This is a genomic window from Pokkaliibacter plantistimulans (genome assembly GCF_003194385.1).
GTDB lineage: Bacteria > Pseudomonadota > Gammaproteobacteria > Pseudomonadales > Balneatricaceae > Pokkaliibacter > Pokkaliibacter plantistimulans.
The window spans coordinates 21,974-35,295 of record NZ_LAPT01000088.1; the positions used below are offsets into that span (position 1 = coordinate 21,974).

General features: G+C 57.3%; 10 protein-coding genes. 8 read left to right on the forward strand and 2 right to left on the reverse strand.

Annotated elements, in window-relative coordinates; all coding sequences use genetic code 11:
* The first annotated feature begins 532 nt into the window (after positions 1–532).
* The 6 genes from WH50_RS26390 (at position 533) to WH50_RS17765 (ending at position 8,416) form a co-directional block, all read left to right on the forward strand.
* The gene (locus tag WH50_RS26390; protein ID WP_165838463.1) at positions 533–700 is read left to right on the forward strand and encodes a hypothetical protein; all 168 of its coding nucleotides are present in this window, start codon (positions 533–535) and stop codon (positions 698–700) included.
* Between the two features lie 4 nt (positions 701–704).
* On the forward strand, positions 705–1,850 hold the full coding sequence (locus WH50_RS17745; protein ID WP_110188666.1) for a Gfo/Idh/MocA family protein: 1,146 nt from the start codon (positions 705–707) through the stop codon (positions 1,848–1,850).
* A 13-nt stretch (positions 1,851–1,863) separates the two neighbouring features.
* The gene (locus tag WH50_RS17750) at positions 1,864–3,822 is read left to right on the forward strand and encodes a bifunctional 5-dehydro-2-deoxygluconokinase/5-dehydro-2-deoxyphosphogluconate aldolase (protein WP_110188657.1); all 1,959 of its coding nucleotides are present in this window, start codon (positions 1,864–1,866) and stop codon (positions 3,820–3,822) included.
* Between the two features lie 21 nt (positions 3,823–3,843).
* A complete protein-coding gene (iolD, locus tag WH50_RS17755; protein WP_110188658.1) occupies positions 3,844–5,694 on the forward strand; it encodes a 3D-(3,5/4)-trihydroxycyclohexane-1,2-dione acylhydrolase (decyclizing) in 1,851 nt (616 codons plus the stop codon).
* A gap of 160 nt (positions 5,695–5,854) precedes the next feature.
* Positions 5,855–6,745, forward strand: a complete 891-nt coding sequence (iolE, locus tag WH50_RS17760; RefSeq protein ID WP_110188660.1) for a myo-inosose-2 dehydratase — start codon at positions 5,855–5,857, stop codon at positions 6,743–6,745.
* Between the two features lie 168 nt (positions 6,746–6,913).
* The gene (locus tag WH50_RS17765; protein WP_110188662.1) at positions 6,914–8,416 is read left to right on the forward strand and encodes a CoA-acylating methylmalonate-semialdehyde dehydrogenase; all 1,503 of its coding nucleotides are present in this window, start codon (positions 6,914–6,916) and stop codon (positions 8,414–8,416) included.
* 404 nt (positions 8,417–8,820) lie between these two features.
* Here the strand turns inward: WH50_RS17765 and WH50_RS17770 are convergent, their stop codons facing one another.
* Together WH50_RS17770 and putP are read right to left on the reverse strand one after the other, a co-directional pair.
* Positions 8,821–10,137: an NAD(P)/FAD-dependent oxidoreductase gene (locus WH50_RS17770; protein WP_110188663.1), complete on the reverse strand. Its 1,317-nt coding sequence runs from the start codon at positions 10,135–10,137 to the stop codon at positions 8,821–8,823.
* Positions 10,138–10,631: 494 nt separating this feature from the next.
* Complete coding sequence (gene putP, locus WH50_RS17775; RefSeq protein ID WP_110188664.1) at positions 10,632–12,125, reverse strand: sodium/proline symporter PutP; 1,494 nt, start codon at positions 12,123–12,125, stop codon at positions 10,632–10,634.
* A 340-nt stretch (positions 12,126–12,465) separates the two neighbouring features.
* Here putP and WH50_RS17780 point away from each other — a divergent pair, with 340 nt between their 5' ends.
* Together WH50_RS17780 and WH50_RS17785 are read left to right on the forward strand one after the other, a co-directional pair.
* Positions 12,466–13,077 carry a sigma-70 family RNA polymerase sigma factor gene (locus tag WH50_RS17780; RefSeq protein WP_243410157.1) on the forward strand — a complete coding sequence of 204 codons (612 nt, stop codon included), beginning with the start codon at positions 12,466–12,468 and terminating at the stop codon, positions 13,075–13,077.
* Positions 13,074–13,271: a zf-HC2 domain-containing protein gene (locus tag WH50_RS17785; protein WP_104156600.1), complete on the forward strand. Its 198-nt coding sequence runs from the start codon at positions 13,074–13,076 to the stop codon at positions 13,269–13,271. Before WH50_RS17780 ends, WH50_RS17785 begins: the two co-directional genes overlap by 4 nt.
* Positions 13,272–13,322: the final 51 nt, after the last annotated feature.

Here is a 13,322-nt window from a genome sequence, read left to right on the forward strand (position 1 = left end):
CAGGGAGCGGGCACCGGTACTCTTCATGTTCCGTCTGCTGCTGAAACGTTGCCGCTACTGTTAATGAATAGTGATTGCGGCGGCGTCAGTCAGATCCAGAGAACTCATCCTGACCGGGATGAGTGAAGTCTGAGCTATTTTATTTTTCTTGTTAAAATTTTGGAATAAATATTCCGTTTTGTTGATCACTGTTCTGCAAAAGCAGAATCCTGTCAAGTCTATCGAAAGGGCTCTTCGTGCTTGCTGATGCCTTAAAAACGCGGTTAATAGCAGTCGTTATAACCGTCTGGAGCACATTCTCTCTCTTTTAATAATTGAAATTTATTTTCTGGCTTGTTGCAAGAATAGAATATTTATTCTATTCTGCGGTCATTCGCTTACAGCAAGGCGCTTTTTCAACCTCGACTGTGATGGGGCTGATCCGATATGAAGTGTGCTGCGCATGCAGCAGGCTGATGAGGGCCAGCTCTGTGAGAGGGGAAAGCCGCTGGCAGGCAAGTACTAACAGAACAATAACAAGAGGTAGGCTTCCATGTCCCTGAGCATGCAGGCGGTCATTCGCACCGTCGCTGTCGCGGGCGCCGTCTCCGGCCCCAACGTCATCGCTGCAATCAATACCCTGCTGGATTCTGCACAGGCTGATCAGTACCGGGTTGAAGGCTGTCCGTTGTTCTGTCGTTTCCCAACCTTTCATGGGTGAGCAGATGAGCAGCAATCATTCAAAGCAACTGCGTATTGGTCTGATCGGTACCGGCTATATGGGTAAGGCTCATAGTATTGCCTTCCATGCAGCACCGGTGGTGTTTCCTCTGGCGGGTGACATTGTGCTGGAGATGGTCGCCGAAGTGGATGCCGAGCTGGCTGCCAGAAAGGCCACCGAACTGGGTTTCCGGCGTTCCACGGGGGACTGGCGGGCACTGGTCAATGACCCGTCGATTGATGTCGTGGATATCTGCTCTCCCAACTTTCTGCACAAAGAGATGGCGCTGGCCGCGATTGCCGCAGGCAAGCACGTCTACAGTGAAAAGCCGCTGGCACTGACCGCGGCAGACGCCAGGATCATGACAGAAGCGGCCGAGCAGGCTGGCGTCAAGACGCTGGTGGGGTTCAATTACATCAAGAACCCTACCTTGCAGCTGGCCAAGGAAATCATCAGTCAGGGTGAAATCGGCGAAGTAGTCCACTTCCGCGGCACCCATAACGAAGACTATCTGGCCGATCCTACCGTCCCTTACAGCTGGCGGCTGAAACGTGAGTTTTCCGGTTCCGGCACGCTGGGTGATATGGGCTCGCACATTATCAACGTGGCCCAGTATCTGGTGGGTGACATCACTGAGGTGATGGGGGATCTGCAGATCGTGCATCGCCACCGTCCCATTGCCGGTCGCCCGGGCGAATACGGCGAAGTGGAAAACGACGATCAGGTGCATTGCATGGTGCGCTTTAGCGGCGGTGCCATCGGTACGCTGGAGTCCAGCCGTATCGCCTGTGGTCGCAAGAACGGCCTGACTTTTGAAGTCACGGGCACCAAGGGCACCCTCCTGTTTGATCAGGAGCGCCTGTCCGAACTGCAGCTTTATACCAATGGTGATGCCAGTCACCGGCAGGGCTTTCGTACCATTCTGGTTGGCCCCCAGCATCCTGATTACGTCAATTTCTGCGTCGCCGGCGGCCATGGCCTGGGCTACAACGACATGAAGATCGTTGAAGTGCGTGATCTGGTGGATGGCATCCTGGCAGATCGTCCCATGTGGCCGGATTTTCGCGCTGCCTATGAGGTCAACCGGGTACTGGACGCTGTCGAACTGTCCCACGCGCAAGGGCGCTGGGTGAACATCAACGAATTCTGAGTGGAGCATTGCCATGCCTGACACATCACCTCATAGCGACGTTCAGTCCCGCGCCCTTGATCTGATCGTACTTGGCCGCGCTGCCGTGGATTTCTATGGTCAGCAGGTCGGTGCCCGGCTGGAGGATGAAACCTCCATGGCCAAATACCTCGGCGGCTCCTCTGGCAACATCGCCTTCGGTACTGCGCGGCAGGGGCTGAAGTCCGCCATGCTGACCCGTGTCGGTAACGAGCATATGGGCCGCAGTGTCCGCGAGACTCTTAGCCGCGCTGGTGTGGATGTCTCCCACGTGGTGACAGATCCCGAGCGGCTGACCGCACTGGTGATCCTGGGGATCAAAGATCAGGAAACCTTCCCGCTGATTTTCTACCGTGAGAATTGTGCCGACATGGCCATCAGCACCGAGGATTTCGATGCTGACTTTATTCAGTCTGCCAGGGCGCTGGTGATTACCGGAACCCATTTCTCCACCGAACAGGTCAATCGGGTCAGCCGTCAGGCGATTGAGTATGCCCGTGCCGGTGGCGTCAGAACGGTGCTGGATATCGACTATCGCCCGGTGCTGTGGGGCCTGACCACGCGCGGTGATGGTGAAACCCGCTTTATTTCCAGTGAGTCGGTCACTGCCCACTTGCAGAGCATCGTGCCGCTGTTCGATCTGATCGTCGGCACTGAAGAAGAGTTTCATATTGCCGGTGGCAGCACCGACACCCTCGAAGCGCTGCGCAATGTGCGCCGGGTGTCGGACGCCGTGCTGGTATGCAAGCGCGGCCCGCTGGGTTGCTCGGTCTTCACCGGCAACATCCCAGATGACCTGGACGACGGTATCACCGTCAAAGGCGTGCGGGTGGATGTGCTGAATGTGCTGGGCGCTGGCGATGCTTTCATGAGCGGCTTCCTGCGGGGCTGGATTCGCGGTGAATCCTACGAGCAGTGCTGCCGCTACGGTAATGCCTGCGGTGCGCTGGTGGTATCTCGCCACGGCTGTGCTCCTGCCATGCCGACAGCGGAAGAGCTGGACTACTACATCGCCCATGCCGAGCACATTCCCCGCCCTGACAAGAATACCCACCTGAACTATCTGCACCGGGTCACTACCCGTGACGTGGAATGGCCGGAGCTCTGTGTGCTGGCATTTGATCACCGTATCCAGCTGGCCAACATGGCCCGTGAAGTCGGGGCAGCGGAAGAACGTATTGAAGAGCTGAAACAGCTGATTCTGCAAGGGGCTTTCAAAGGCGCTGCCGAAATGGGGCTGAACGGTAATGCCGGTATTCTGGCCGACACCACCTACGGACAGGCGACCCTGAATGAGCTGACCGGGCGTGGCTGGTGGATCGGTCGTCCGGTTGAGCAGCCCGGCTCACGGCCACTGCGTTTTGAGTACGGCAATAACATCGGTCAGCAACTGACCAGCTGGCCGCGTGAACATGTGGTCAAGTGTCTGGTGTTCTACCATCCCGATGACAGCATTGACCTGCGTCTGGATCAGGAGCGCAAGGTCGCAGACATGTACGAAGCCTGCATCAACTCAGGCCATGAGTTCCTGCTGGAAGTGATTCCGCCTGCAGGCTCAAGCGTCGATGACCAGACGCTGGCCCGTGCGCTGACCCGTTTCTACAACATCGGCATCTACCCCGACTGGTGGAAGTTGCCCTCACCCAGCCGTGCAGCCTGGCAGCACATTGAAAGTGTCATCAACCAGCGTGCGCCGCACTGTCGTGGAGTGGTGTTGCTGGGGCTGGATGCACCGGAAGAAGAGCTGCGTGATGGCTTCAATCAGGCGGCAGGTATCGAGGTGTGCAAGGGCTTCGCAGTGGGCCGCACCATCTTCGGCAAGCCTTCGCGGCAGTGGCTGGCAGGTGAGCTGAATGACCAGCAGCTGGTGGATGTGATCGCTGGCAACTATGTACGCATGATTCGTTACTGGCGCGAGCGCAAGGCGCCGGTCACTGCCCAGTCTGTCGCCTGACCTGCATTTTGGAGTAAGACAATGAGCACTATTCGTTTGACCATGGCGCAGGCGCTGGTGAAGTTCCTGCAAGCGCAGTATCACGAGGTGGATGGCAAGGAAATCCCGCTGTTCGCCGGTATGTTTGCCATCTTCGGTCACGGTAACGTGGCCGGTATTGGTGAGGCGCTCCATGCGGTACGCAACGAGTTCCCTACCTATCGCGCTCACAACGAGCAGGGCATGGCGCTGGCGGCTACCGCTTTCGCCAAGCAGAACCGCCGTACGCAGATTCTGGCTTGCACCACCTCCATCGGCCCCGGTGCGATGAACATGCTCACCGCTGCCGGTGTGGCGCACGTCAATCGTCTGCCATTGCTGTTGCTGCCCGGTGATACCTTCTCCACCCGCACTCCCGACCCGGTGCTGCAGCAGGTGGAAGACAGTGCCAACCCGGGTGTCACCGTGAATGACTGTTTCCGTCCGGTGTCCCGTTATTTTGACCGCATCCATCGCCCCGAGCAGCTGATCACCAGCCTGCCAGCCGCCATGCGGATACTGACTGATCCGGTGGACTGTGGCCCGGCCACCATCGCGCTGCCGCAGGACATTCAGGCAGAAGCCTATGATTATCCCGAGAGCTTCTTCCGCAAGCGGGTACATCGTCTGCGCCGTCCTCAGGCGGATGTGGATCAGCTCAGCGAAGCGCTGGCGGTACTGCGCTGTGCGCGCAAACCCATGATCATTGCCGGTGGTGGTGTGCATTATGCCGGTGCCGTCGATACCCTGCGCGCTTTCGTCGAGAAGCATCATATTCCCGTGGCGGAGAGTCAGGCCGGTAAGGGCGTGCTGCCCTGGGATCACCCGCAACTGCTCGGTGCCATTGGTGTGACCGGCACCTCCGCGGCCAACCATGCCGCACAGGAAGCAGATGTGGTGCTGGCCATCGGCACGCGCCTGCAGGACTTCACCACCGGCTCACGTACTGTATTTGGCAACCCCGATGTCTGCATTATCGGTCTCAACGTGGCCGCCTTTGATGCCTATAAGCACGAGTCACTGCCGCTGGTTGCCGATGCCAAGACCACCCTCGGTGTGATCAGTCAGAAGCTGGGCGACTGGCAGAGTGACGGGGCATGGCAGGACAGCGTGGCAGGCTGGATCGCTGACTGGATGCGTGTGTCGGATGCCATCCTTGCCGCGCCCACCAGCCATTATCTGCCGACCGATGCCAATGTGATCGGTGCCGTCTGGCGCAATCTTGAGCCTGCCAGCACCCTTGTCTGTGCTGCTGGGGGGCTGCCCGGTGAGCTGCACAAGCTGTGGCGTCCCCATGACAGTCAGGGCTATCACCTGGAATACGGCTTCTCCTGCATGGGCTACGAAATTGCCGGTGCGCTGGGGGCCAAGATGGCGACGCCTGACCGCGAAGTCGTGGTGCTGGTGGGCGATGGCTCCTATCTGATGCTCAATTCCGAAATCGCCACGTCGGTGATGCTCGGTTACAAGCTCATCATCGTGGTGCTGGATAACCGCGGCTATGCCTGCATCAACCGTCTGCAACAGGCATGCGGTGGTGCACCTTTCAATAACCTGCTGGAAGACTGCCTGACTGTTGAAGGTGGCGCACCGAAGACGGATTTTGCCGCTCACGCCAGAGCGATGGGGGCTGCCAGTGAGCAGGTCACCACCATCGCTGAGCTGGAGCAGGCCATGGCCCGCGCCAAAGCCAGCCCGATCACCTATGTCATTGCTATCGATACGGATGCCCAGCCTTCCACCGCAGAGGGCGGCCACTGGTGGGATGTCGCCGTTCCTGAGGTGTCGGTACGTGAGCAGGTGCGAACTGCTTATACAGGCTACAAGACGCAAAAAACCAAACAGCCCTACTGACAATGAGTTCACGAGCTGCTGTGGCCAGCCGCTGCAGCATCGTGAACGCGTTCAGCCAGTACGTTCTGATAACAACAGAGATACCGGCACCTGCCCATCAGGCTGTCGGACAGTGTCCACATTGCAACTTATTCACATTGCAAATTAAGAGTAGAAGGCTATGAGCAAGGTACAGATCGGCATCAACCCGCTCACCTGGAGCAACGATGATATGCCCTCACTGGGCGCTGATACTCCGCTGGAAGTGTGTCTGGAAGAATCGCGTCTGGCAGGTTATGCCGGGGTTGAGCTGGGTAACAAGTTTCCTCGCGACCCTGACGTGCTGAAGCCGATTCTGGCGCAATTTGACCGTCAGCTGGTGTCTGGCTGGTACAGCTCCCGTCTGCTGGAGCGTACTGCTGAGGAAGAAATTGCTGCCCTGCAGGATCACCTGATGCTGCTCAAAAGCTGTGGCTGTAAGGTCATGGTTTATGCCGAAGTCAGTGGTTGCATCCACGGCGAAATCGATACCCCCCTGTCCAAGCGCCCCGTGCTGCGTGCCGATCAGTGGGAGGAGTTTGGCAAGCGGATGACTCAGGTCGGTGACTATCTGCTGTCGCAGGGCGTCAAGCTGGCTTATCACCATCACATGGGCACCGTGGTGGAAACCGAAGACGAAGTGGATCTGCTGATGCAGCACACCGGTGATTCCGTTGGTCTGCTGGTCGATACCGGTCACATCACCTGGGCAGGCGGCAGCCCCCTGAGCCTGATCAAGAAGTACGGCCCTCGTGTCAGTCATGTGCACTGCAAAGACATTCGTCCGCAGATCATGGCTCACGCCAAAAATACCGATCAGCCTTTCCTGCGTGCAGTACTGGACGGCGTCTACACCGTACCCGGTGATGGTTTCCTCGATTATCAGGCCGTGATGCATGCGTTGAAGGCGATTGATTACAGCGGCTGGATTGTGGTTGAGGCCGAGCAGGATCCTGCCGTGGCTCATCCGCTGACCTACGCCAAAATGGGTTACGAGCATCTGGCGGAGTGTGTGGCCAAGGCCGGTCTGTAACTGCCTGTTTATGATCCGCTGTGTGGCACTGGCTGTCTGATGGTAAGCGCGGCACAGCGACTAATTCATCGGTAAAAGGCGTCGCTGACTGACGTGAAGGTCAGCAGTGACTGCTCGCGCCAGCTGATCGGGAGGTATCTCGTCAGCGGACATTATGAGGTGAAAGTAATGACTCAGATTCTTGGAAATTTCGTAGCGGGTGCTGAAACAGCCAGCCACAGCGGCCGGACTGCAGCGGTTCACAACCCGGCGACCGGCCGGGTGAGCAAGCAGGTCGTATTGTCGTCTGCCGAGGAAGTGGCCCAGGTGATTGCTGTTGCCAGAGAGGCGTTCCCCGCCTGGGCGGCATCACCCCCACTGCGTCGCTCACGAGTACTGTTCAAATTCAAGGAACTGATCGAGCAACACTTCGATGAGCTGGCGGAAATCATCACTGAGGAGCACGGCAAGGTCTTTTCCGATGCCAAGGGTGAGCTGATCCGTGGTCTGGAAGTGGTCGAGTTTGCCTGTGGCATTCCTCATCTGCAAAAGGGCGAGCATTCCGTCAACGTGGGTTCCAATGTGGACTCCTGGTCAATGATGCAGCCGCTGGGTGTGGTGGCCGGTATTACACCGTTCAACTTCCCCGCCATGGTGCCCATGTGGATGTTCCCGGTGGCACTGGCGTGCGGTAACTGCTTTATCCTCAAGCCTTCGGAAAAAGATCCCAGCATGGGGATGCGTCTGGCTGAACTGCTGAAAGAAGCGGGTCTGCCCGATGGTGTCTTTAACGTCGTCAACGGTGACAAGGAAGCGGTTGATGTGCTGCTGACTCACCCTGATATCGAAGCCGTCAGCTTTGTAGGCTCAACCCCCATTGCTCAGTACATCTACTCCACCGCCTCAGCACACGGCAAGCGCGTGCAGGCACTGGGCGGTGCCAAGAATCACATGGTGGTCATGCCCGATGCTGACATGAAGCAGGTGGCGGATGCACTGATGGGCGCCGCTTACGGCTCGGCTGGCGAGCGCTGCATGGCGATCTCGGTTGCAGTACCTGTCGGTGAAGGCACTGCTGAACGGATTCTGGAAGAGCTGGTACCCCGTATCGAAGCCCTGCGTGTCGGCGATGGCATGTCTTCACCCGAGCCTGAAATGGGCCCGCTGGTTTCCAGGGAGCATCTGGCCAAGGTCACTGGCTACGTCAACAAGGGCGTGGAAGAGGGTGCCCGGCTGGTTATCGATGGCCGTGGTCTGCAAGTGGAAGGTTGTGAAGACGGCTACTTTATCGGTGGTTGCCTGTTTGACCATGTCACTCCTGACATGACCATCTACAAGGAAGAGATTTTCGGCCCGGTGCTGGCCATGGTGCGGGTGAAAACCTTCGATGAGGCTGTCGCGCTGATCAACGCACACGAGTATGGCAACGGCACCGCGATTTTCACCCGTGACGGTGATTCCGCCCGTCAGTTTGCCCAGCATATCCAGGTGGGTATGGTCGGCGTGAACGTGCCAATCCCTGTACCTATGGCTTTCCATTCCTTTGGTGGCTGGAAACGTTCGCTGTTTGGCCCTCTGCATATGCACGGTCCGGACGGTGTGCGCTTCTATACCCGGATGAAAACCGTTACCAGCCGCTGGCCAACCGGCATTCGCGCAGGTGCGGAGTTCGTAATGCCCACAATGAAGTAATGTGAGTGCTGTTTTCAGTGTTCGCGGTGGGTATCCTGGGAGATCGTCTGGTGTGCGGATTCGTCAGATGATGTCCGGGAAAGTGTTCACGATGTCGTGAGTGCTTTCCTGCGGGCCGTTGAAAAGCGTGATCGAGGTCGCCGATACCAGGCCAAGACAGGCGAAAAAGCGGAGTTTAGTGAGCTAAATGAGCATTTTTTGCCCGTTTTGGACGCGGTATTTGGCAACGCGGACAGGTTTTCAGCGGTCTGCTAAACCAGTCAGACTCCCCTGGCAGCTGGTTTGCTGTTTGTCTGGCTGGTCTATTGGATTGTTTGTGCCCTTGTGCTTGTAAGACTCAGTAATTAAGCAACCGCACTCTCAGGAGTGCGGTTTTTTTTGCTCAGTCACAGCCGGGGCAGAGGTCAATGCAGTTTAAGGCGGGGCCGCAGCACCTTGTTGATATGTTCCACAAAGGCCATGAGCAGTGTGGCCAGCGGGCCGTGTAACGCCAGCTGGTGCATGCGATAGAGCGAGACGTAGAACATGCGTGCCAGATGGCCTTCAATAAAGAAGCTGCCCGAGGTCAGATTGCCCATCAGGCTGCCAACGGTAGAGAAGCGGCTGAGGGAGACCAGTGAGCCGTGGTCCTTGTAGACAAACGGCTGCATAGGCTGCTGATTGAACAGACGCTTGAGGTTTTTGATCAGATGGCTGGCCATCTGATGAGCCGCCTGAGCCCGGGGTGGTACCCAGCGGTTTTCACCGATAGGGCAACCTGCACAGTCGCCAATGGCAAAGATGCGCTCGTCCGTCAGGCTCTGCAGGCTGGGGTGAACCATGACCTGATTGATCCTGTTGGTTTCCAGTCCATCCAGTTGCGCCAGAAAGGCCGGTGCTTTGATGCCCGCCGCCCAGACCATCAGATCTGCCGATATGGTTTCCCCGTCGGCCGTATGCAGACCCTGCTCAGTGGCTTCGACAATGCGGGTGCCTGTTCGTACCTTGACGCCAATCTTGGTCAGTTCCAGATGGGCTGAAGCACTGATGCGCTCCGACAGGGCGGGCAGAATGCGGGGGCCGGCCTCGATCAGGTGGACATCGAGCTGGCCTTTATCCATGCCTTCAAAACCAAAACTGCCGATCATCCGAGCGGCGTTGTGCAGTTCGGCGGAGAGTTCCACGCCTGTGGCACCGGCACCGACGATGGCAATAGTGAGCCGGGCCGGGTTATCGGCCTGATCACGATTCTGCACTGACAGACGCAGAAACTGGTTCAGCAGCTTCTGGCGGAAGCGTTCCGCCTGTTCACGGCTGTCGAGAAAGTTACAGTGCTGGGCGACGCCCGGCGTGCCGAAATCATTGCTCTGGCTGCCCAGCGCCAGCACCAGATAGTCGTACTGCAAGGTGCGGCCGGGGACGACCTGGGTTCCGCTGTCATCATTGATCGGTGCCAGCGTCAGCTGACGCTCAGCGCGGTCGATACCGGTCAGGGTGCCCAGCTGAAAGTGGAAATGATGGGCTCGGGCGTGGCCGCGATAACTGACTTCGTCGATGCCGGAGTCCAGCGAACCTGTGGCGACTTCATGCAGCAGCGGCTTCCAGATATGTGTAGGGCTGCGGTCAACCAGCGTCACTCGGGCTTTGCCTCGCTTGCCGAATTGATGACCAAGGCGGGTAACCAGTTCCAGACCGCCTGCGCCTCCGCCAATAACCACGATATGGGGGACAGTGTGTGACATACGTCATTCTCCAAAGGTGATAAATCCGGCCCAGGGGCAGGGAGCCGTGAGGCTCCGGGGTACTGGCCAAACTATCAGAGGCGCATGCGTCTTACTCTCGCTCGGCGTTCAAGGTGTACCCGTGCTGAAGTGGCTATAACCCGTTCAGCTGAATGGTGCTCTTATTAGACTTTGTGGTTATTTTACTCACAAAAGTGATTTTTAAGCTGTTTCAGTGTTGATTCTTACGTAATGTTTAATACAATGGTGTCGTTCGAGTCTGATGCAGTAAATGACGAAAGGCGCTTCTGGATGGAAGCGCCTTTTTTCTTTTCTGTCTTCCTGCATCCCCACCTGTGATGCGGTCCATCTCTTCCCTGGCCAACAACTATGCTCCGCAGTCAAACATCACAAGCGGCGCTGAATGAGTGTCTGGCAGTGTTCTTCGGCCGATTCTGAACATACCCTTTGCGATGTGCCAATGGAGTAAAGAACGTAGTAAAGCAACGCATTATTCAGGCGTTGCTCTTTGGTTTGTCTGGCGCGGTCAGTTTGTCTGATGCGACGCTGCGTGGTCGCGGTGGTGTGGATACCAGACTGACCAACACCACGGCGATCAGCGCCAGCAGGAAGCCGGGGATAATCTCGTAAAGGTCGAACAGCCCGCCCTGCAGATGCTTCCAGATCACGACCGTGACACCCCCTGTTACGATGCCGGCCAGAGCACCGTTGCGGGTCATGCGGCGCCAGTACAGCGATAGCAGGATCACTGGCCCGAAGGCCGCACCAAAGCCTGCCCAGGCGTAGGCCACCAGCTCCAGTACGTTGTCCTGTGAGTTGAGTGATAGCCAGACCGCCAGTGCCGCTACCCCCAGTACGCCAATCCGGCCAGCAGTGACCAGCTCTCTGGCGCTGGCATGCTTGCGATACAGGCTGCGATAGAAGTCCTCTGCGAGGATGGAGGAACAGATCAGCAGCTGCGAATCGGCGGTGGACATGATGGCGGCCAGCACGGCGGTCAGCAGCACACCGGCAATAGCCGGGTGGAACAGCATGTGAGTGAGGGCGATATAGACGGTTTCCTCATCGGCCAGATCACGGTGCAGATAGTGCTGGGCGACCCAGCCCGTCAGCAGTGCACAGGCCAGCACTGCAAAGCTCCAGGATACGGCGATAAAACGTGCCAGACCGATTTGCCGGTCATCACGAATGGCCTTGAAGCGAGCGAGAATGTGTGGCTGACCAAAATAGCCCAGACCCCAGGCCAGTAACGAGGCGATGCTGATCCAGCTCAGCGGCAGGCCGCTGTTGTCCGTCCACATATCCAGTAGTGCCGGTGATTTTTCTGCCATGGCCGAACGCACGGCAAACCAGCCGCCGGCTTCACCGAGGCCGTAGAGCGAGACACAGGCGAGGGCGAAAATGATCAGCAGGGCCTGAACCACATCGGTCCAGGACACGGCGATAAAGCCCCCGAAGAAGACATAGCAGACGATAAAGACCGCGCCCAGCACCACGGCGTAGTCGTAATCCATATTGAACACCGCTTCGAACAGCTTGCCTTGAGCCACGAGACCGGCGCTGATATAGAAAATAAAGAAAAACAGGATAAACAGCGCCGAAACGATGCGAATAATCTGCGAATGATCGCGAAAACGATTGGCAAAGTAGGAGGGCAGGGTGAGCGAATCATCGGTGAGGGAGGAGTAGACCCGCAGGCGGCGTGCCACAAACCGCCAGTTCAGCCAGGTGCCTGCAACCAGACCGATCACTATCCATTCTGCTTCGTACCCTGCTACCAGTGCATATCCGGGCAGGCCCAGCATCAGCCAGCCGCTCATGTCGGAGGCGCCGGCAGACAGGGCAATCGGGAAGGGGCCGAGTCGGCGACCTCCCAGTGCGTAGTCCGACAGGTTGGTGGTACGGCTGTAGGCCCAAAAGCCAATGAACAGCATGATGGCGAGATAGGTGACAAAAGCCAGCGCTGTTGCCAGGTTTCCGTCGATCATCCGTCAATAGTCCCCAGTCCAGAGTGGTAGCTGAATCAGTAGGTCAAAAGGGTGCCGGGAGGGCACATGTTTGCTGAAGTATATATGCAGACTTTTATATTCCCTGCAGATTTACCGCTGATGTTCGCCGATTTACTCACTTGTGCAGACAGCGGCTGAATAAGGGAACTGCCAGAACCGTCCGCGCTCTAAGGGGCTGACTATTAATGTGTAGCAGATCTGCGGAGTGCTGCGCGGAAATATGCTGTGCTCAGTTTGCGCGTTAGGATAGCTGTCGTGATCAGAGAGGCGCAGTTCAGCAATAACCATTGAGACGAGTGGGGTGTGAATGGACAGAGCCATGGATGTGACAGCGGGAATGGCGGAGCGCTCTCAGGCTCTGCTGGCGGACAACGCCTTCCTTGATGATCTGCGCGGGCAGATGCTGAAGTTTGCCAGAATGCAGTTGCGTGATGAGCAGCTGGCTGAGGATGCGGTGCAGGAAGCCTTTGTCGGCGCTTTGAAGAATGCCGCGGCGTTCGGTCGGCGGGCTGCGTTGAAAACCTGGGTTTTCGCAATATTAAAGAACAAGATCACCGATATTCTGCGCGCTCGTATGCGTCTGGTGCCGCTACCCGGAGCCGATGAGCAGAGTGACGACGAAGTGATTGATATTCTGTTTCGTGACAATGGCCACTGGCACAAGGATGTTCGCCCCAGCAAATGGCAGGATCCCGATGAGGACATGGAAAACAGCCAGTTCTGGCAGACCTTTGATATGTGTCTGAATGCCCTGCCGGAGCGTCTTGCCAGACTGTTTATGATGCGTGAGTTTCTGGAACTGGAGACGGAAGAAATCTGCCAGAGTGAAGAGATCAATCAGAACAGCCTGAATGTGTCGCTCTATCGTGCCCGGGTCAGGCTACGGGAATGTCTGGAAAATCACTGGTTTGTCGGAGGTAGCAGCAAATGATGAACTGCAAAGAGGCAACCCGTCTGATGTCTGAAGGGCAGGAGCGCAAGCTGACCACGTCGGAAAAGGCTGCACTGTCGGTGCATACCATGATTTGCAGCGGCTGCCGTAACTTCTCCCAGCATATGAAGGTGCTGCGCACCATGGCCCGCCATTTCAGCAAGGCGGCGGATAACAATGACGACGGCAAATGATTTGCCGTCGGACTCCCTCTGCTGATCATTTCCAGTCACCAGTCACCAGTC